General features: G+C 74.1%; 13 protein-coding genes and 1 riboswitch. Of the genes, 6 read left to right on the top strand and 7 right to left on the bottom strand.

The window, feature by feature from the left end:
- Nucleotides 1-78: 78 nt before the first annotated feature.
- The 3 genes from HLB15_RS23740 to metE all read left to right on the top strand — a co-directional run bounded on the left by HLB15_RS23740 (nt 79) and on the right by metE (nt 3,866).
- The gene (locus HLB15_RS23740) at nt 79-375 is read left to right on the top strand and encodes an RNA polymerase sigma factor (RefSeq protein ID WP_249360075.1); all 297 of its coding nucleotides are present in this window, start codon (nt 79-81) and stop codon (nt 373-375) included.
- Nucleotides 362-1,318, top strand: coding sequence for a hypothetical protein (locus HLB15_RS10410; protein ID WP_171105309.1), 957 nt, complete (start codon nt 362-364; stop codon nt 1,316-1,318). Before HLB15_RS23740 ends, HLB15_RS10410 begins: the two co-directional genes overlap by 14 nt.
- A gap of 62 nt (nt 1,319-1,380) precedes the next feature.
- Nucleotides 1,381-1,485, top strand: a riboswitch (SAM riboswitch).
- Nucleotides 1,486-1,493: 8 nt separating this feature from the next.
- A complete protein-coding gene (gene metE / locus HLB15_RS10405; RefSeq protein ID WP_229785562.1) occupies nt 1,494-3,866 on the top strand; it encodes a 5-methyltetrahydropteroyltriglutamate--homocysteine S-methyltransferase in 2,373 nt (790 codons plus the stop codon).
- Nucleotides 3,867-3,967: 101 nt separating this feature from the next.
- On the opposite strand, the gene HLB15_RS10400 is transcribed toward metE, so the two are convergent.
- The 7 genes from HLB15_RS10400 to HLB15_RS10370 form a co-directional block, all read right to left on the bottom strand.
- Nucleotides 3,968-5,527, bottom strand: a complete 1,560-nt coding sequence (locus HLB15_RS10400; RefSeq protein ID WP_171105305.1) for a ricin-type beta-trefoil lectin domain protein — start codon at nt 5,525-5,527, stop codon at nt 3,968-3,970.
- A 244-nt stretch (nt 5,528-5,771) separates the two neighbouring features.
- Nucleotides 5,772-10,085, bottom strand: a complete 4,314-nt coding sequence (locus tag HLB15_RS10395; RefSeq protein WP_171105304.1) for a GH92 family glycosyl hydrolase — start codon at nt 10,083-10,085, stop codon at nt 5,772-5,774.
- A 65-nt stretch (nt 10,086-10,150) separates the two neighbouring features.
- Entirely contained in the window at nt 10,151-11,155 is a 1,005-nt protein-coding gene (locus HLB15_RS10390) for a LacI family DNA-binding transcriptional regulator (protein ID WP_171105302.1), read from the bottom strand.
- Nucleotide 11,156: 1 nt separating this feature from the next.
- Nucleotides 11,157-12,344 carry a sugar ABC transporter permease gene (locus HLB15_RS10385; protein WP_171105300.1) on the bottom strand — a complete coding sequence of 396 codons (1,188 nt, stop codon included), beginning with the start codon at nt 12,342-12,344 and terminating at the stop codon, nt 11,157-11,159.
- Nucleotides 12,341-13,117 carry an ATP-binding cassette domain-containing protein gene (locus HLB15_RS10380; protein ID WP_171105298.1) on the bottom strand — a complete coding sequence of 259 codons (777 nt, stop codon included), beginning with the start codon at nt 13,115-13,117 and terminating at the stop codon, nt 12,341-12,343. Before HLB15_RS10380 ends, HLB15_RS10385 begins: the two co-directional genes overlap by 4 nt.
- On the bottom strand, nt 13,114-14,235 hold the full coding sequence (locus HLB15_RS10375) for a substrate-binding domain-containing protein (protein WP_171105296.1): 1,122 nt from the start codon (nt 14,233-14,235) through the stop codon (nt 13,114-13,116). Before HLB15_RS10375 ends, HLB15_RS10380 begins: the two co-directional genes overlap by 4 nt.
- Nucleotides 14,232-15,416, bottom strand: coding sequence for an ROK family transcriptional regulator (locus HLB15_RS10370; protein WP_311979567.1), 1,185 nt, complete (start codon nt 15,414-15,416; stop codon nt 14,232-14,234). The genes HLB15_RS10375 and HLB15_RS10370 overlap by 4 nt, the downstream gene beginning before the upstream one ends.
- A gap of 264 nt (nt 15,417-15,680) precedes the next feature.
- Between HLB15_RS10370 and HLB15_RS10365 the strand changes: the two genes are divergently transcribed.
- The 3 genes from HLB15_RS10365 to HLB15_RS10355 all read left to right on the top strand — a co-directional run bounded on the left by HLB15_RS10365 (nt 15,681) and on the right by HLB15_RS10355 (nt 18,841).
- Nucleotides 15,681-16,949 carry an ABC transporter substrate-binding protein gene (locus HLB15_RS10365; protein WP_171105293.1) on the top strand — a complete coding sequence of 423 codons (1,269 nt, stop codon included), beginning with the start codon at nt 15,681-15,683 and terminating at the stop codon, nt 16,947-16,949.
- A 99-nt stretch (nt 16,950-17,048) separates the two neighbouring features.
- Nucleotides 17,049-17,951, top strand: coding sequence for a carbohydrate ABC transporter permease (locus HLB15_RS10360; RefSeq protein WP_171105290.1), 903 nt, complete (start codon nt 17,049-17,051; stop codon nt 17,949-17,951).
- A complete protein-coding gene (locus HLB15_RS10355) occupies nt 17,948-18,841 on the top strand; it encodes a carbohydrate ABC transporter permease (protein ID WP_171105289.1) in 894 nt (297 codons plus the stop codon). The genes HLB15_RS10360 and HLB15_RS10355 overlap by 4 nt, the downstream gene beginning before the upstream one ends.
- The last annotated feature ends 3 nt before the right edge of the window (nt 18,842-18,844 follow it).

Raw genomic sequence — 18,844 nt, 5'->3', positions numbered from 1 at the left:
CTGATCAGCAGCATCAGCGCGGCCAGCGGGTCGGCGACGAGGTTGACGCCGACCGGCGCGGCCCAGCCGCCGAGGTCGTTGACCACGGGGCCGTCGTGCGCCGCCACCACGAGGCCTGCCGCGGCGACCACCGACCCGGACGGCGCGGCGCTCCTCGGCGAGCTCGACGAGCTGCGCCGTGCCCTCGCCCTGCTGCGCCCCGCCGACCGCGAGGTCATCGCACTGCTGGCCGCCGAGGAGCTGTCCACGGCGGAGGTCGCCCAGGTGCTCGGCTGCACGACCGCGACCGCCGCCACCCGCGTGCACCGCGCACGGCGCCGGCTGCGCGCCGCCTACGACCAGCTCGACCAGGGACACCGCCATGACGAACGCTGACCTCCCCGGGGCCGACCACGCCGGGCGCGACGAGCTGACCCGCGCACGGCGCGCCCTGCGTGCCGCCGACGCCGAGCTCGACCTCGCCCGGATCCGCGCCCTCGCCCGCGCCCGCGCCACTGCCCACGCCGCCGACCCCCGCCCTCCACTTACCGCCCCGAACGTCCGCCGCGATCAGGCGATCGAGCACGGTCCTCGGCCCGGGAGCATGCCGGATCGCCTGGTCGCGGCGGACCCCGGACCGCACGTCGAGGTCCTGCTGCGCCGGTCGGGGCACGATGGCGGCCGGCGTCGCGCGCGCCCCGTGGTGTGGGGCCTCGCGGCGGCAGCGGCCGTCGTCGCGGTCGGCGTCACGGCGGGCCTCACGCTCGGCGTCCCGCACCTGCGCGGGCAGGGCCCGCTCCCGGGCGGCGCGCCCGCCGAGCCGGTCGCCCCCTTCTCCGCGTTGCCCTCCCCCGGACCGACCGTGCTGGTGACGCCCGCCGAAGCGCTCGACCGCGCGGGCGGCGCCACCGCCTACGGCGCCTGCGACCTGACCACCCGGTCCACGCTCGACTCCGACTCGGCGCTGCGCACGGACACCGCGACGTCGACCGTCGGCACGCCGAAGGTCGCGCTGGCCGACAAGCCGCTCGGGGCGCTCCAGCAGGTGACGGTGGCCACGGCGCTCAACCTGCCCGAGGTGCCCGGACAGGTGGACGACGAGGTCGCGTTCGCGGCCCAGGACGCCCGCGCGGTGCTCCGGGTGCGCATCACCCCCGATCGGTCGCTGCTGCTGGGCGGGGAGGTCACGCGGATCGACCTGTTCCTGGACCTCGAGTCCTGGCAGCCCCGGGGCGCGCAGGTCACGGCCCGGACGGACGAGGGGGCCACCTACGTGCTGGACAGCGAGCTGTCGTGGGAGGGCTGCGACGGCCCGACGCCGTCCTCACCGCAGGGCTAGACCACCCATCCCAGCAGGTGGACGGTTTGCCGACCGCATCGCGGTCATGCCTACGATCACGCGAATCATCCAGAGCGGTCGAGAGTCCTGGCTCCGTGACACCGCAGCAACCTACCCCCGGGCGGCCACCGCCGGAGGCAAGGTGCTAACGCCAGGTTCGATGGAGCTGATACGCATGGCACTCACCCACCCCTTCCCCACCGCCACGGTCCTGGGCTACCCCCGCATCGGCCGGCGCCGCGAGCTCAAGCGCGCGGTCGAGTCCTTCTGGGCCGGCCGCACCACCGCCGACGAGCTCGAGTCCACGGCCCTCGCCCTGCGCCGGGACACGGCCCGGCACCTCGTCTCCCTCGGTCTCGACGCCGACGGCGGCGCCGTCCCCGGCTCGTTCTCGTACTACGACCAGGTGCTCGACGCCGTCGCCCTGCTCGGCGCCGTGCCCGACCGGTTCGCCGGGCTCACCGAGGCGGGCCCCGGCGGGCACGGCCGCCTGCCGCTCGCGGCCTACTTCGCGGTGGCGCGCGGCGCGGGCGACGCGCCGCCGCTGGAGATGACCAAGTGGTTCGACACGAACTACCACTACCTGGTCCCCGAGATCGGCCCGGGCACGCCGATCGCCTTCGCCGACGACCGCGTCGTGCGCGAGTTCACCGAGCTCGCCCGGCCCGACGACGGTGGCGCGCCGGTCGTAACCCGGCCGGTGCTCGTCGGCCCCGTCACGTTCCTGCTGCTCAGCAAGGCGGCCGACGGTTCGCCCGAGGGCTTCCGCCCGCTCGACCGGCTCGACGACGTCGTCGACGCGTACGCCGGCGTGCTGCGCGCGCTCGCCGCCGCCGGGGCGCCGTGGGTGCAGCTCGACGAGCCCGCCCTGGTCACGGACCTGCTCGGCGCCGGCTTCGACGAGGTCGCGGACGCCGTCCGCCGCGCGTACGCCCGGCTCGCGACGGACCTGGCCCCGGGGCGCGACCGTCCCGCGATCCTCGTCGCGGCGCCGTACGGTGACCTGCGCGGCGGGTCCGGCGACGGGCTCGCGCTGCTCGCGGGCACCGACGTCGAGGCGGTCGCGGTCGACCTGGTGCGCGGTTCGGCGCCCACCGGCGCCGTCCCGGGCCTGGACTCCACGACCCTGGTCGCGGGCGTGATCGACGGGCACAACGTGTGGCGCGCCGACCTCGGCGCCCGGCTCGCCGACCTCGAGGGCCTCACGGCGGCCGGTGCGGGCGCGGTGACGGTCGGCACGTCGACGTCGCTGCTGCACGTGCCGCACGACGTCGCCGACGAGCCCCGCCTCGACTCCGCCCTGGCGGGGTGGCTGGCGTTCGCCGACCAGAAGGTCGCCGAGGTCGTCACGCTGGCCACGGGGCTGACGCAGGGTCGAGAGGCGGTCGCCGACCGGCTCGCCGAGTCGGCCGCGGCGGTGCGGTCGCGCGCGGCGGCGCCCGGCGTCGTCGTCCCCGCGGTGCGCGAGCGGACCGCAGCGCTCACGCCCGAGGACGCCGAACGCGCCCCGTACGCGCGGCGTGCCGCGGCGCAGCGGGAGCGGCTGGACCTGCCGCCGCTGCCGACCACGACGATCGGCTCGTTCCCGCAGACCGCCGAGATCCGCGCCGCGCGTGCGGCCTGGGCGCGCGGCGAGCTGTCCGACGCCGACTACACCGCGGCGATGCGCGGGCAGATCGCGGCGACGGTCGCGCTGCAGGAGGAGCTGGGCCTGGACGTGCTCGTGCACGGCGAACCCGAGCGCAACGACATGGTGCAGTACTTCGCCGAGCAGCTCGACGGGTTCGCGACGACGGTCAACGGGTGGGTGCAGTCGTACGGGTCGCGCTGCGTGCGCCCGCCGATCCTCTGGGGCGACGTGTCCCGGCCCGCGCCGCTGACGGTGTCGTGGACGGCGTACGCGGCGTCGCTCACGAGCAAGCCGGTCAAGGGCATGCTCACGGGGCCGGTCACGATCCTGGCGTGGTCGTTCGTGCGCGACGACCTGCCGCTGGGCGAGACCGCCGAGCAGGTCGCGCTCGCACTGCGGGACGAGGTGGCCGACCTGGAGGCGTCGGGCATCGGCGTCGTGCAGGTGGACGAGCCGGCCCTGCGCGAGCTGCTGCCCCTGCGCACGGCCGCGCACGCGGAGTACCTGGACTGGTCGGTGCGTTCGTTCCGGCTGGCGACGGCGGGCGCCGACGTCGCGACCCAGGTGCACACCCACCTGTGCTACTCGGAGTTCGGGCAGGTGATCGGCGCGATCGACGGCCTGGACGCCGACGTGACGTCGGTCGAGGCGGCGCGCTCGCGCATGGAGATCGTGCCGCAGCTCGCCGACGCCGGGTTCGGGCGGGGCATCGGCCCCGGCGTGTACGACATCCACAGCCCGCGCGTGCCGTCCGTCGAGGAGGTCACGGAGCTGGTGACGCTCGCGGCCAAGGCGATCGACCCGCGCCTGGTGTGGGTCAACCCGGACTGCGGCCTCAAGACCCGCGGCCCCGCGGAGACGAGGGAGTCGCTGGCGAACCTGGTCACGGCGACCAGAACGGTCCGCGCGACCCTCTGACCCCGGCCCGCCGAGGTAGTCACTTGGCGAGGTAGTCACCTACGCGACTACCTCGCCAGATGACTACCTCGCCCCATGACTACCTCGGCGGGTGGGGTGGGTCAGCCGACGTGCCACTTCTGCGCCGCCGTGCCGTTGCAGGTCCAGATCTGCAGCGGCGTGCCGTTCGCGCTGTTGCTGTTCGGCACGTCCACGCACTTGTTGGCGAGGATCGACACGAGGTCGCCCGCGCCGCTCAGGGTGAACTGCTGGGCCGCGTTGCCGCTGCAGTTCGCGAGCTGCACCGCGGTGCCGTCCGCGGTGTTGCCCCACGCGACGTCCATGCACAGGCCGCCCGCCCGCAGCGTGCCGTCGGCGTGGAACGTCCACCGCTGCGCCGCCGTGCCGTTGCAGGTCCACAGCTGCAGGCGCTTGCCGTCGGTGAACTCGGAGTTCGGCACGTCGATGCACTTGCCGGCCAGCCCGACCAGCGGCCGGCCGCCGCCACCCGACGACGTCGTCGTGAGCTGCAGCCCGTAGTTGGCGAGGATCGGGTTCAGCGGCTGGTAGATGAACCGGCCGTTCGTCGAGCAGTCGCCGATCCGGCCCGAGGTGACGCCCTGTGCCTGGTTGCCGGAGATCACCGAGCCGCCGGAGTCGCCGCCCTCGGCGCAGGCGGACCCGATCGTCATGCCGGGCACGTCGCCGTCACCGTAGTTGATGGTGACGTTCTTCTCCTGGATGACGCCGCAGCGCCAGCCCGTCGTGCGGCCCGACCGGCACACCGCGGCGCCGATCCCCTGCTCCTGCGACCCGGCGACCGAGACGGTGCCGCCCGCGTAGTTGTTGACGGTCGGGGTGGGCGTCCAGGTGCTCGTGGTGCCGACCCAGGCCCAGTCGCGCCCGGGGAACGTCGAGCCACGGTAGGTGCCCAGCGGCGTGCCGTCGGGGGCGTTGACCGGGTCGCCCGCGCGGCCGCAGTGGCCGGCGGTGACGAACCCGCCGGAGACCGCGAACCCGATCGAGCACAGGGTGACGTACCCGTTGCCGAGCGGCTTGTGGAACTCGTCGCCGCCGCGGATGTCGCGCGCGGGCTGCGGTGCCGCGGTCGACCGCTCGACCCGCACGGCGTCCGCCGGGACGCCTGCCTCGGCCGCCAGCGCACGGGCCGCCGCCGGGTCGGCCGCCTCGACGACGACCTCGTTCGTCGTCGGGTCGGCGTACCAGGCGTGCACCGACGCCGGGGCGTCGGCACGATCGAGCCGCTCCTTCCACGTGGTGAGCGCCTCGAGGCTGTGCTCGACGACGACGGCGTCCGCGCCCGCCTGCCGCGCGACCCTCGCCGCCGCCGGGCTCGTGACGGCGACCCGCGGGGCGTCGGCGCCCTCCGGGAGCCAGGCGCCCGCGTAGTCCTCCCCGAGCGTCTCGGCGAGGTGCGCCTCGACGATCGCGGCCCGGGAGTCGAGCGCGAGGCGGGCAGGGATCTCCTCCTCGCTGAGGCCGAGGTCGCGCACCATCGCGCGGACCTGGGCGTCGGGGAGGTCGGCCGAGGCACTGATGCCCGCCGCGGACGGAGGCGACGCTGCCCCCGCCGCGGCGGCTCCGGTGAACGTTGTACCGACCACGAGCGCTGCGGCCGACAGCGCTCTCAGCGACCGGGGCGCTCTCAGGTGTCCTGACATGGTGTGCTCCTCTGTCCGGCCCGGAAAAGCTCGTGTGCCGGGGAGCGTATTGACGGAACGTCACCTGCAGGACGCCTGGGCGTCGGCTGTGTGGAAAGTACCTAAACCACCGCGTACTACCCCGTACCCGAAACGCGCTCCGTCCACTTTTTCACCCCCGGGTCCAGCCCCGCCGCCAGCCGGCCCGGCACGGCAGGAGGGCCTGCCCCGGCACAGCCGGGACAGGCCCTCCTCGTGGTCACGCTCAGCCGCAGGCGGCTGCCTGGTACGGGACCGTCACGGTGTCGGTCGCCTCCTGGCCGGCGACCGTCGCGGTCACCACGGCCGTCACCGCGCCCGTGCCGAGCACGCCCGAGCCGACGTCGAACGTCGCCTCGCCCGGCCCGCCCGGACCACGCAGGGTGCGCGTGCCGAAGTCGGTGCTCACGGTGACCGACGTCGCGGCGCCGTCGCCACCCGAGACCCCGACCCGCAGGGCCCCGGCGTCGCCCGGGTCGCAGACCGGTACGGCCCACACGGTGACCCCGGCAGCGGCGGCCTCTGCGGCGGCCTGCGCGGCGACGGTCCCGGACCGGGGCGCCGACCGCGGCGCGGCGTCCGCCTCCGGCAGGTCACCGGCCCCGTCGGCCAGCAGCTCGAGCTCGGCGAGCGCCAGGTCGCCGTCGCCGGTGGTCCCGGGCTCGGACCTGGTCACCACGAGCCGCACCTGCTCGTACGGCCCGGGGTCCGCCACGGTGAACGCGCGCGTCTGCAGCGCCCAGCGGAACTCCTGCCCGGACCGCTCGTCGAGCACCGTCCAGTCCGCGCCGTCGTGCGAGCCCTCGAGCCGCCAGGCCGACGGCGCGGCGGCCCCCTCCTCGCCCGACGTGAGCGTGTAGGCGCCCACCGTCGCGGCGGCGCCGGAGCTCTCCCAGGTGACGGTCGGGGTCGCGGAGGCGAAGGTCGCCCGGCTGTCGGACGTGTCGTCGACGAGTGCGTCAGCAGGTGTGCCGTCGTCGACGGTCACGGTGCCGGCCGGCGTGGCGTCGCGCGCCGGGGCCGGCGGCTCGTCGCCCTCGGTGAGGGACGGCAGGCCGTCGTCCGCGCCCGTGCCCCACGCCGACGGCTCGGGGCCCATGACGAAGTCGAGCCGGGCGCCGCCGGACAGGTCGTCCTGGGACAGCGACGTCGAGGTGCGCTTCTTCCCGTTCACGCGCAGCGACTGCACGTACACGTTGTCGACCGAGTTGTTCCGCGCCGTGACGACGAGGTCGCCGTCGGGCCGGTGCACCGTCGTCCGCTCGAACAGCGGCGAGCCGATCGCGTACTGGTCGGAGCCGACCTGCAGCGGGTAGAAGCCCAGCGCGGCGAAGATCCACCACGACGACATCTCGCCGTTGTCCTCGTCGCCCGGGTACCCCTGTCCGATCTCGCTGCCCGTGAACAGGCGCCGCGTGACCTCGCGGACGATCTCCTGCGTCTTGTGCGGCGCGCCGACGGCGTCGTAGAGCCACGGGATGTGGTGCGAGACCTGGTTGCTCATGCCCCACTGGCCCAGGCGCACGTCGCGCGCCTCGCGCATCTCGTGGATGACGCCGCCGTAGCCGCCGGTGTGCGTGGCGTCCTCCGGCGTGGCGAAGAACTCGTCGAGCTTGGCCTCCAGGCCGTCGAACCCGCCGTACAGGTTGGCCAGGCCCTGCGGGTCCTGCGGCGCGTGGAACGAGAAGTTCCAGCCGCTGGTCTCGGTGTAGCCGCCGCCCCACGTGCGCGGGTCGTAGTCGTCCGGCGCGTTGAGGAACTCACCGTCGGCGTGCCGCGGCTGGAAGAAGCCGATCCGCTCGTCGAAGAGCTCGCCGTAGTGCGTCGCGCGCTCCAGGAAGTAGGCCGACTCCTCGCGCAGCTGCGCGCGCCGCTCGCGGGGCACGCGCCGGTCCTCGGCGAGCGCCGCGGCCATGGTGCCGATGCCGAAGTCGTTGATCAGGCCCTCCAGGCCCCACGACACGGACTCGTGCGTCGTCTCGGGCGTGAAACCGAGGAACGGCGAGGTCTCCAGGCCCTTGCGGCCGACGGCGGCGTTCGGCGGGGCGACCGTGCCGTTCTTGAGCGCCGCGTCGTAGGCGTCCAGCGCCGTGTCGGTGGGCAGGGCGCCCTTGAGGTAGGCGTCGGCGAACGCGACGTCGGACGACGTCCCGGTCATGAGGTCGGCGTAGCCCGGTGAGGACCAGCGGGCCACCCAGCCGCCGTCGCGGTACTGCTGCACGAACCCGTCGACGAGCTCGGCGGCGACGTCCGGGTAGAGCAGCGAGTAGGCGGGCCACGCGGTGCGGTAGGTGTCCCAGAACCCGTTGTTCACGTAGACCTTGCCGTCGACGATCGTCGCGTTGGTCTCGGTGTCCGTCGCCTCGCCCGACGGCGGGGTCACCGGGCTGGCGTACCGGTACACCGGCCGCTTGGCCGTGCCCGTGTTCTCGAACTGCGAGTTCGGGTAGAGGTTGAGGCGGTACAGGGCGGAGTAGAGCGTGACGAGCTGGTCCTCGGTGCCGCCCTGCGTCTCGACGACGCCGAGCCGCTCGTTCCACTGTCGCTGCGCGGCGCGGCGCACGGCGTCGAACGAGCGGCCCGCGGCCTCCAGGCGGAGGTTGGCGCGCGCCTGCTCGAGCCCGATGAACGAGGTGGCCACCCGCAGCTCGACGGTGCGGTCGCGGCCCGTGGGGAACGTCGCGTAGCGGGCGCCGTCGCGGTCGCCCGCCGCGCGGCCCACGGCCGACGGCGCGCGGTCGAACGTGCCCGCCACGTACATGCGCGTGCGGCCGACCGACAGGCCGCTGCCGTTCTCGACCCAGCCGGTCAGCTCGCCGGTGCTCGCGTCGAACGACAGCTTCGACGCACCGCCCGCGCGGTCGACGAGCACGTGGCCCGTCGCGTCGGCGGCGTCCTTCGGGAACGTCCAACGCAGGACGGCGGCGTGGTCGGTCGGGGTGACCTCGGCCCGGACGCCGTTCGCGAAGGTCACGCCGTAGTACTCGGGCCGGGCGGTCTCGTCGTCGTGGTCGAAGGCGAGGCCGCGGGCGGACAGCCCGCCGTCGGGCACGCCCGCGCCCGTGGCGGGCTGGAAGGCGAGCTGGTTGCGGTCGCCCATCCACGGGCTCGGCTCGTGCGAGATGCCGATGCCCTGCAGCACGGGGCGGTTCTGCTCGTTGTTGGCGGCCTGGTACTCGTACAGCCAGGTCTGCGTCGACGCGTTGGTCATCGGGGTCCAGAAGTTGAACCCGTTGGGCACGGCCGTGGCGGGCACGGTGTTGCCCCGCGAGAACGACCCGCTGGACAGCGTGCCGCGGCGCGTGTCGACGTAGTTCGTCAGGCTCCGGCCGTCGATCCGCTCGGGCTCCGCCTCGAGCGCAACGTCGTCGAGCCAGCCCGCGAACCGCGACCCGGCCGCGCCGGCGGGGTTGTCGTAGGCGAGCAGCACCTGGTCGACCGTCCGGCCGCGGGCGACCGCGCCGAGGTCGACGCGCACGGAGTTCCACTGGTCGGCGTAGAGGATCTTGCCCTCGCCCTGGCCCGTGGCCGTGGCGGGCGTGCCGTGCGCGTCGCGCGCCGGCAGGTCGGACAGGTACGTGCCGTCGGTGAACCGCAGGTCCACGCTCGCGTACGTCGAGGGGTACTGCAGGTCGTGCAGCAGCTCGGGGAAGATCTTCCAGCTCAGGCGGGTGCGGGGGCCGACACGGACGTCGACGTCGTCGTAGAGGACGTTGACCGCGTGGGCCGCGCCGTCGCCGAGGTGCCCGCCCTCGTAGCGCAGCGAGCGCGTGCCGGTGAAGCCCACCTCGCGCTCGTTGGTCCAGCTCACGGTCTGCGGCCCGGAGCCGACGGCGGTGACCATCGGCTGCCGCCGGGGCTGCTCGGTGAGGTCCTCGGAGAGGTCCCAGTCGGCGAGCTGGAGGCCGTCGGAGCCGCGGTTGCGGGTCACCTCGAGGCGGAAGTGCGTGTAGGCGGGCGCCGGCTCGTCGAGCTCGACGACGCGCCGCTCGAAGCGCTCGCCGAACCGCTCGTCCGCGCGGGTGTCGATGGTCTCCCACGTCTGCCCGTCGGCCGAGCCCTGCAGGGTCCAGTCCTGGGGGTCGCGGTCGGCGAAGTCGTTGGCCGAGGTGAGCGAGTAGCCGGTGATCACGACGGGCTCGCTCGTGGCGTAGGTGACCCAGCCGGTGGGCGCGAACGTGAGCCACTTGGTCGCCTCGGACCGGTCGGCGAGGTTGGCCGCGACCTCGTTCGGCGGGTTCTCACCGCTCGCGGCCACGTCGGTCACGCGGTCGAGCACGCTGCCGGGCAGGCCGGGCACGAACTCGCCGACGTTCTCCTGCCACGGCTCGCCGCCCCGGCGCGCGGGGGTCGACTCCAGGGGCGCGGCGTCGTCCTCCTCGAAGGAGGTGGCGAGGTCGCGGTGGTGGCCGGCCGGGGAGCCCGGGCCGGGCGGGGCGGCGAGCGCGCCGCCCGCCGGTGTCGCGAGCAGGAGGGCGAGAGCGCCGGAGAGTGCGGCGGCCGCCCGCCGGGGCCTGGCCCGGCCGGTGACTGTGGACATCGGGGTCTCCTCGTCGGCTGACAGCGCTGTCAAGAGCAGAACGTAGGTGCAGGTCAGGCCCCGTGTCAACGGGGCGGGCGCTCCCCGCTGCCGCGGGCGAGCACGGTGGTGGGCAGCACGACGAGCTCGACCGGGCGGTCGGGCTCGGCGGACCGCGCCACCGCGAGCTCCGCGGCCCGCCGGCCCATCTCGACGGCGTCGTACGCCACCACCGTGATGCCCAGCAGGTCCGCCAGCTCGAAGTCGTCGAAGCCCACGACGGCGACGTCCGCGCCGCCCGGCACGTCGCGCAGCGCCTGGAGCGTGCCGACCGTCGCGCGGTTGTTCGCGGCGAGCACCGCGGTGGGCGCGTCCGGCCCCGCCAGCAGCTCCGCCGCCAGGTCGCGCGCCGCGGCCGCCGAGTGCGCCCCGTGCCGCAGCCACCGCCGCGCGTCGGGCACGCCGGCCTCCGCCATCACCGCAAGGAACTCGGCGCTGCGCTCCTGGTAGGTCCACAGGTGCGGCTCGTCGCCCACGAACCCGATGCGCCGGTGGCCGTGCTCGAGCAGGTGCAGCGTCGCGGCTCGCGCGCCTCCGCGGTTGTCGATCACGACGGTGTCGACGTCCATGCCCGCGGCGGGCCGGTCGACCACCACGACCGTGAGCCCCGCGGCGATCTCCCCGCGCAGGGCCGAGTGGTCGGCACCGGCCGGGGTCACGATGAGCGCACCGACGCGCCGCTCCAGAAGCTCGCCGGTCAGCGCGCTCTCGCGCTCGGCGTCCTCGTCCGACGACGCCGTGAGCAGCTGCAGGCCGTGCTCGCGCAGCTCGCGCTCGATGCCGCTGGCCAGGGCCGAGTAGAACTCGTTGGCGAGGTCCCCCGTGATGAAGCCGACCAGGCGCGAGAACCCGCCGCGCGCCAGGTCCGCCGCCACGGCGTTGCGCCGGAAGCCGAGGGACGCGGCGGCGTCCTGCACGCGCTCGCGCGTCGCCGGGGCCACGTTGGGCTCGCCGTTGAGCACGCGCGAGGCGGTCTTCAGGCTCACCCCCGCTGCCTGCGCCACGACCGCGAGCGTCGGACGACGGTTCATCTCAGACCTCCCTGCGCTTGCGGACGAGCATGTCGATGATGATCGCCAGCAGCAGCACGGCGCCGGTCACCATGTACCGGGCCGCCTGGTCCACGTTCATCAGGGTCAGGCCGTTGGCGATGGACTGGATGACCAGCACGCCGAGCACCGCCGACCAGGCGCTGCCGCGCCCGCCGAACAGGCTCGTGCCGCCGATGACGGCCGCCGCGATGGCCACGAGGTAGGTGTCGGCGCCGCCCGTGCCCTGGTTGGCGGCGCCGAGGCGCCCGGCCGCGAGCACGCCGCCGAGCGCCGCGAGCGTCGAGCACGCGACGAAGCACAGCACCACGGTGCGCCGCACCGGCACGCCGGCCAGCATCGCGGCCCTGCGGTCCCCGCCCACGGCGCGCACCGACCGGCCCCAGCGCGTGCGGCGCAGCAGCACGTCGGCGACGACGACGAGCCCCGCGAACAGCACCACCGAGTAGCCGATGCCGCGAGCGGCGCCCAGGTAGGCGACGACCACCGACAGCACGGCCGCGAGCCCCGCCGTGCGCAGCACCACCTGGCCGACGCCGGCGGCGGGCAGGTCGGCACGGCGCCGCCGGGCGCGCGCGGTGACCTGCACCGCCGCGTACGCGGCCACGATCGCCACGACCAGGCCCCAGGCCACGGGCGTGGGCAGGAAGCCCTGCTGGACGGAGCGCACGAACCACGACTCGAACGGCAGGTTGATCGACCCGAGCGGGCCGAGCACGCGCAGCTGCACCCCGGCGAGGAAGAGCAGCCCGGCCAGCGTGAACACGAAGCTGGGCAGCCCCAGCCGGGTCGACAGCACCCCGTACCCGAGCCCGACCACGACACCGCACACGAGCGCCGCGAGGATCGCGAGCGCCACGGGCCAGCCGAGCGTTACCGACCCGACGGCGACCACCGCCGCGGCCACGCCGCTGAGCGAGCCGACCGACAGGTCGATCTGCCCGACGAGCAGCACGAGCACCACGCCGAGCGCGATGACACCGACGGGCGCGCTCTGCAGCGTGAGGTTGACGAGGTTCTCGGGCGCGAGGAACGCGGGGTCGACGGCGCCGAGCACGAGCCAGATGCCGACGAGGGCCGCGACGATCGGCAGCAGGCTGCTGCCGCCGCGCACGCGCTGCCACACGGCGGGCAGGCCGGCGCCGGGCAGCCCGGCGGGGGCGGTCGTCATCGGCGGGCCTCCCTGCTCGTGCGGGCACTGGGCCGGACGGCGCCGGTCATGGCGGCGAGCAGGTCCTCGTAGGAGGCGTCGCCGTCGAACACGTCGTGCACGCGGCCCAGGCGCAGCACGACGATGCGGTCGGCGACGGCCTGCAGGTCGCCCGCCTGGTGGCTGACCAGGACGACCGCGTGCCCGCGCTCGCGCAGCCGCAGGATGAGGTTGAGCACCTCGGCGGTCTGGCGGACGCCCAGGGACGCGGTCGGCTCGTCGAGCACGACGACGCGCGGCGAGCCGAGCAGGGCGCGCGCGACGGCGACGACCTGCCGCTGCCCGCCGGACAGCGTGCGCACGGGGTCGCGGACGGACGGCACGCTCGCGGCGAGCTGGTCGAGCAGGCGCCACGCCTCGCGCTCCATGGCGACCTCGTCGAGCAGCGGGCCGCGCAGGGTCTCGTGGCCGAGGAAGAGGTTCTCGACGACGTCGAGGTCGTCGACGAGCGCGAGCTCCTGGAACACGGCGGCGATGCCGAGCGCGCGGGCGGCGGCGGGCGAGTCGAGCACGACGGGCCGCCCGTCGAGGAGCACCTCGCCGGCGTCGGGCCGGTGGGCGCCGGCGAGGACGCCCGCGAGCGTGGACTTGCCCGCGCCGTTGTCGCCGACGACGGCGAGCACCTCGTGCTCGCGCACGTCGACGTCGACGTCGACCAGGGCGCGCACGCCGCCGAACCGCTTGGAGACGCCGCGGACCGACAGCAGGGGCGCAGGCAGCAGGGGCTCGCTCATCGGGACGCCTCCCCCGCGCCGGTCAGGCCGGCGCGCTCGCACGCGTCCTCGTAGGCGGGCACGCAGATCTCGTCGGTCGAGTAGACGTGCCCGTCGACGATGACGTGCTCGACGTCGGCGGCCGCGACGGCGCGCGGGGCGAGCAGCACGGTGGGCACGCCCTCGGTCACGGTGGTGGTGCGCGGGTCCTGCCCGCGCAGCACGCGGACGGCGAGCTCTGCGGCGGTGGACGCCTGCTGGTCGGTGGCCTTGTAGACGGTCATGAACTGGTCGCCCGCGAGGATGCGCTGCACGGCGGCGAGCTCGCCGTCCTGCCCCGTGGTGACGGGCACCGGGTCGAGGCCCGCGGCCTTGGCGGCGGCGACGGCGCCGCCCGCGATGGCGTCGTTGGCCGCGAGGATGCCGTCGACGCGGCCCGGGAACTGGGTCAGCATCGCCTCGGTCCACTCCGTGGCCTTGTCGGGACTCCAGTCGGGCGTGTAGTGCTCGGCGAGCACGTCGATGTCCTCTCCCTCGAGGGCGCGGCGGGTGCCCGCCGCGATGGCCAGGGCGTTCGGGTCGGTCGCCGAGCCGTGCGCGAGCAGCACGCCCGGCCGCTCGCCGTCGGGCCGCTCGCCGGCCCTCTCCGCTGCTCTCTCGGTGACCGTCCCCGCCAGCGCCGAGCCGAGCAGGAAGCCGATGAACTCGTAGTCGTACGACACGTAGTAGTCCGCGCCGTCCACGAACCGATCGTAGGCGATGACCTGTGCGCCCAGCCGCCTGGCCTGCGCGACGATGCCGACGGCCGCGACGGTGTCCACGGCGTCGAGCACGAGCACGTCGACGCCCTGCGCGAGCATGGACTCGGCCTGCTGGAGCTGGGCGGCGGCGTCCTGGGCCGCGTTGGCGTACAGCACCGTGCAGCCGGGGCACCGGCGCCCGGCGACGGCGACGAAGGTGGGCCGGTCGGAGGCCTCGTACCGTGCGGTCTGGGCCTCGGGCAGCAGCAGCCCGATGGTCCCCTCGGGCGCGCCGGTGGCCTCGCGCCCGCCGCCTCCGCCCGCGCACCCGCCGAGCAGCAGCCCCGCGGCGACGACCCCGGCCAGGACGCCCCGCAGGCGCCGTGCGGACAGCCTCATGTGGTCACCCCCAGGGAGCCGTTCGCGCGGGCCAGGTCGAGCGCCGCGGCGAGCGCGCCGCGGACGCCGGCGTCGGCGCCGAGCACGGAGCGCACCACCTCGGCCGGTCCGCGGGAGGTCGCCACGACGCGCTGGCCGAGCGCGGTGCGCAGCGGCTCGAGCAGCACGTCGCCCGCCTCGGCGAGCTGGCCGCCGATGACGACGACGTCCGGGTCCACGAGGTTGCACAGGTTGGCGAGCGCGACGCCGAGGTGGCGCCCGGCGTCGAACACGACGCGGCGGCAGCCGGCGTCGCCGTCGCGCGCACGGGCGACGAGGTCGGCGAGGGTGAGGTGGCCCGCGCTCTCCGGCAGCATGGACAGCAGGCTGGAGGCACCGACGAGCATCTCGAGGCAGCCGCGGTTGCCGCAGCGGCACACGGGCCCGTTCTCGTCGACGGAGACGTGGCCGATCTCGCCCGCGACGCCCGACCGGCCGTGCACGGCGCGCCCGCCCAGCACCAGCCCGCCGCCCACGCCGTGCGAGGCGCGCACGTAGGCGACCGAGTCGTAGCCGGCGCCCGCGCCGAAGCGGGCCTCGGCGATCGCGGCCAGCGTGGAGTCGTTGTCGGTGCTGACCGGCACGCCGAGCTCGGCCTCGAGCGCCTCGTCGACGCGTACGCCGTCCCAGCCGCGCATCATGCCGACGGTGACGACCTCGCCCGTGCGGATGTCGACCGGGGCGGGCACGCCGACGCCGACGGCGAGCAGCTCGTCGGGCTTGGCGTCGACGTCCTGGAGCATCTCGCGCACGAGCATGGCGGTGCGCTGGAGCCCGGCGTCGGCGCGGTGGTCGGGCGCGAGCGGCATGCGCTGCTCGGCGAGCACGCGCATCGAGGCGTCGGCGAGCGCCACGTCGAGGGAGCGCTGGCCGAACCGGATGCCCGCGACGAGACCGAGGTTGCGCGCGAGCGTGACCTGCAGCGCGCGCCGCCCGTTGCGCACCGAGTTGGCGGTGTGCAGCACGCCCGCGGCGGAGAGCTCCTTGACGATGTTGGAGATGGTGGCCGGGGACAGGCCGGTGACGCCGGCCAGCTCGATCTGCGTGAGGGAGCCACGCTGCTGGACGGCGCTCACGATCCGGGCTCGGTTGGCCTCACGCAGTGAGGTCTGCGAGCCCGGGGTCACCCGATCCGCGCGCACAGCGCCCAGGGTAACCGCCATCCCGGGTGAGGAACCGGTTTGCGTACACGAACTGAACGATCAGGTCACGATCGGGCGGCGCTTGCGTTCATTTCTTGACACCAACACGCCGGGCACGTTCGATAGGACGCGGGTTCACGGGCGTACAGGCGCGCCCGGCCGGCCCCGGGCACGACGTCGTCCCCCTGACGGTACCGACGTGCCGAGCCGGTGCTCCAGCGACCGAGGAAGGTTGAGGGACCCCAGATGCGAGTGAACCGGAGGATGACCGCGACGGTGGCGACGGCTGCCGTGGTCGGTCTCACGCTGGCTGCGTGCGGCAGCGGCGGCTCGGGCGGCGATGACAGCGGTGACAGCGCCGGCGGCCAGGTCGAGGTCTTCACGTGGTGGGCCGCGGGCTCCGAGAAGGCGGGTCTCGACGCGCTGGTGGGCGTGTTCGACGAGCAGCACCCCGACATCGAGTTCGTCAACGGCGCCGTCGCCGGTGGCGCCGGGTCGGCCGCGAAGGACCTGCTGCAGACCCGCCTGCAGGCACAGGACCCGCCGGACACGTTCCAGGCGCACGCCGGCGCCGAGCTGCAGGACTACATCGACGCGGCGCAGATCGAGGACGTCTCCGACCTCTACGACGAGTTCGGCCTGACCGACGCGTTCCCCGCCGACCTCGTCGACCGCCTGTCCTCGGAGGACGGCGCGATCTACTCCATCCCGTCGAACATCCACCGCGCCAACGTCGTGTGGGCCAACCCGACGGTGCTCGAGGAGAACGGGATCGACCCCGAGGCGCAGTACGACGACCTCGACGCGTGGATCGCCGACCTGGAGAAGCTCGACGAGGCCGGCGTGACGGCCATCTCGGTCGGCACCACGTGGACCCAGGTGCACCTGCTCGAGACGGTCCTGCTGGCCGACCTCGGCCCCGAGGCCTACTCGGGCCTGTGGGACGGCAGCACCGACTGGGAGGGCGCGGAGGTCACCGCGGCGCTCGAGGACTTCGAGACGATCATCGGCCTGACCAACGACGACAGGGACGGCCTCGACTGGCCCGAGGCGACCCAGCTCGTGATCGACGGCAGCGCCGCGTTCAACGTCATGGGTGACTGGGCCGTCGCCGCGTTCGAGGAGCAGGACAAGGTGCTCGGCGAGGACTTCACCGCCACGCCCGTGCCCGGCACCGACGGTGTGTTCGACTTCCTGGCCGACTCGTTCACCCTGCCGGTCGGCGCGCCGGACGCCGAGGGCGCCACGGCGTGGCTCGAGACCGTCGGCTCGCTGGAGGGCCAGGTCGCGTTCAACAAGGCGAAGGGCTCCATCCCCGCCCGCACCGACGCCGACCCGGCCGAGTTCTCGGAGTACCAGCAAGGCGCGATCGAGTCGTTCTCGAACGACACCATCGTGTCCTCGCTGGCGCACGGCGCCGCGGCCCCGGTCGCGACGCTCACCGCGATCTCGGACGCCACCAGCAAGTTCACGACCGGCGCGTCCGACCTCGCCGGCTACCAGTCCGAGCTGGCCGCCGCCGCCCAGGGCTGACGCACCCACCGCGCGCCGTCGGGCCCGGCCCGACGGCGTGCGGCCGTGCCCGCCACCCCACCTGCGCCATCACCTGAGCCATCACCGAGGTAGCCCCGCATGCTCAAGAAACTGCGGCGAGTCGGACCACCCCTCCTCCTGCTCGCCCCGTCCCTGATCCTCGTCGGCGTCTTCGTCTACGGGCTGATCGCCGCCAACTTCTCCACGTCCCTCACGGACAACCACACGGCGGCCCAGGCCACGGGCCAGAAGCCCGCGGCGTTCGTGTGGTTCACCAACTACCTCGACCTGCTGGCCAGCGAGGACTTCCAGCACTCGCTGACGAACCTCGTCCTGTACACGGTCGTGTTCCTCGCCGGCACCATGGTCATGGGCTTCCTGTGGGCCTGGATGCTCGAGAAGCCCGTCAAGGGCGAGGGCCTGTTCCGCTCGGTGTACCTGTTCCCGATGGCGGTCTCGTTCGTCGCCTCCGGTGTGGTGTGGCGCTGGCTGCTCAACTCCAACCAGGACGAGCAGGCCTCCGGCCTGAACCGGCTGTTCCAGGTCGTCGGCCTGGACGTCCTGCAGAACAACTGGTGGAACAACGTCACGTTCGGCATCGTCGCCATCGCCATCCCCGCGATCTGGCAGCTGTCGGGCTACGTGATGGCGCTGTTCCTCGCCGGGTTCCGCGGCATCCCCGACGAGCTGCGCGAGGCCGCCCGCGTCGACGGCGCGAGCGAGTGGAAGCTGTACCGGCACGTGCTGTTCCCGCAGCTCTCGCCGGTGGCGCTGTCCGCGCTCATCATCATCGGCCACATGTCGCTCAAGGCGTTCGACCTCATCATGTCGATCTCCAAGCCGGCCAACTACCAGACCAAGGTGCCCGCCGTGGACATGTTCGTGTTCAAGTCGAGCTTCGACTACGCGAACGCCGCCGCCGTCGGCTCGATCCTGCTGATCATCGTCGCGCTCGTCATCGTGCCGTACCTGGTCCGCACGAACCGTGAGGAGAAGCGATGACCGCCGCCGCCGACCAGCTCGCGGCCCCGCGCACCATGGCGCCGCCGCCCGCGCGGCGCACGCGCCCCGGGCGCTACACCCTGGCGCGCACGCTGCGCTACGCCGCCCTGATCTTCTTCCTCGTCGTCGTCCTCATCCCCGTGTACGTGCTGCTCGTGACGAGCTTCAAGGGCACGGGCGACGCCGACCCGAGCCGCGCCTGGGCGCTGCCGCAGGTGTGGACCCTGGACAACTGGGCCACCGCGTGGACCGCCCTCTCCCCCGCGATCGCGCGCACGGTCGCCGTGGTGGTGCCGAGCGCGGTCATCGCGGCGTTCCTCGGGTCGCTGAACGGGTTCGTGCTGGCCCGCTGGAGCTTCCGCGGCGCCGACATCGTCTTCACGGTGATCCTGTTCGGCATGTTCATCCCGTACCAGGCGGTGATGATCCCGCTGAACCAGCTCGTGCTGGACCTCGGCATCCCGACGGGCGTGCCCACGCTGATCCTGCTCCACGTCGTGTACGGCATCCCGATCACGACGCTGATCTTCCGCAACTACTACGCCACCGTGCCGCACGAGCTCATCGAGGCCGGCCGGGTCGACGGCGCGGGCATGCTGCGCACCTACTGGTCGATCGTGCTGCCGCTCTCGGTCCCCAGCTTCGTGGTCGTGCTCATCTGGCAGTTCACCTCGGCGTGGAACGACTTCCTGTTCGCGGTGTTCTTCTCCTCGTCCCAGAACGGCCCCGTGACCGTGGCCCTGAACAACCTCGCCAACGGCGCGCTGCTGCAGAACTACGGCGTGTCCATGGCGGGCGCCCTGTTCGCGTCCCTGCCCACGCTGCTGGTGTACATCGTGCTGGGCAAGTACTTCGTGGGCGGCCTCATGTCGGGGTCGGTCAAGGGCTGAGCG

Source organism: Promicromonospora citrea, assembly GCF_013004695.1.
Classification (GTDB): Bacteria; Actinomycetota; Actinomycetes; order Actinomycetales; family Cellulomonadaceae; genus Promicromonospora; species Promicromonospora citrea.
The sequence above is the reverse complement of the archived record's forward strand: the minus strand, read 5'-3'. Positions and strand labels throughout refer to the sequence as shown.

Bases quoted from the DNA above. Each gene is read 5' to 3' on its own strand.
- HLB15_RS10410 (WP_171105309.1), top strand. From the start codon at position 362: ATGACGAACGCTGACCTCCCCGGGGCCGACCACGCCGGGCGCGACGAG.
- HLB15_RS10355 (WP_171105289.1), top strand. From the start codon at position 17,948: ATGACCGCCGCCGCCGACCAGCTCGCGGCCCCGCGCACCATGGCGCCG.
- HLB15_RS10400 (WP_171105305.1), bottom strand. From the start codon at position 5,527: ATGTCAGGACACCTGAGAGCGCCCCGGTCGCTGAGAGCGCTGTCGGCC.
- HLB15_RS10395 (WP_171105304.1), bottom strand. From the start codon at position 10,085: ATGTCCACAGTCACCGGCCGGGCCAGGCCCCGGCGGGCGGCCGCCGCA.
- HLB15_RS10360 (WP_171105290.1), top strand. From the start codon at position 17,049: ATGCTCAAGAAACTGCGGCGAGTCGGACCACCCCTCCTCCTGCTCGCC.
- metE (WP_229785562.1), top strand. From the start codon at position 1,494: ATGGCACTCACCCACCCCTTCCCCACCGCCACGGTCCTGGGCTACCCC.
- HLB15_RS10385 (WP_171105300.1), bottom strand. From the start codon at position 12,344: ATGACGACCGCCCCCGCCGGGCTGCCCGGCGCCGGCCTGCCCGCCGTG.
- HLB15_RS10390 (WP_171105302.1), bottom strand. From the start codon at position 11,155: ATGAACCGTCGTCCGACGCTCGCGGTCGTGGCGCAGGCAGCGGGGGTG.
- HLB15_RS10380 (WP_171105298.1), bottom strand. From the start codon at position 13,117: ATGAGCGAGCCCCTGCTGCCTGCGCCCCTGCTGTCGGTCCGCGGCGTC.
- HLB15_RS10365 (WP_171105293.1), top strand. From the start codon at position 15,681: ATGACCGCGACGGTGGCGACGGCTGCCGTGGTCGGTCTCACGCTGGCT.
- HLB15_RS10375 (WP_171105296.1), bottom strand. From the start codon at position 14,235: ATGAGGCTGTCCGCACGGCGCCTGCGGGGCGTCCTGGCCGGGGTCGTC.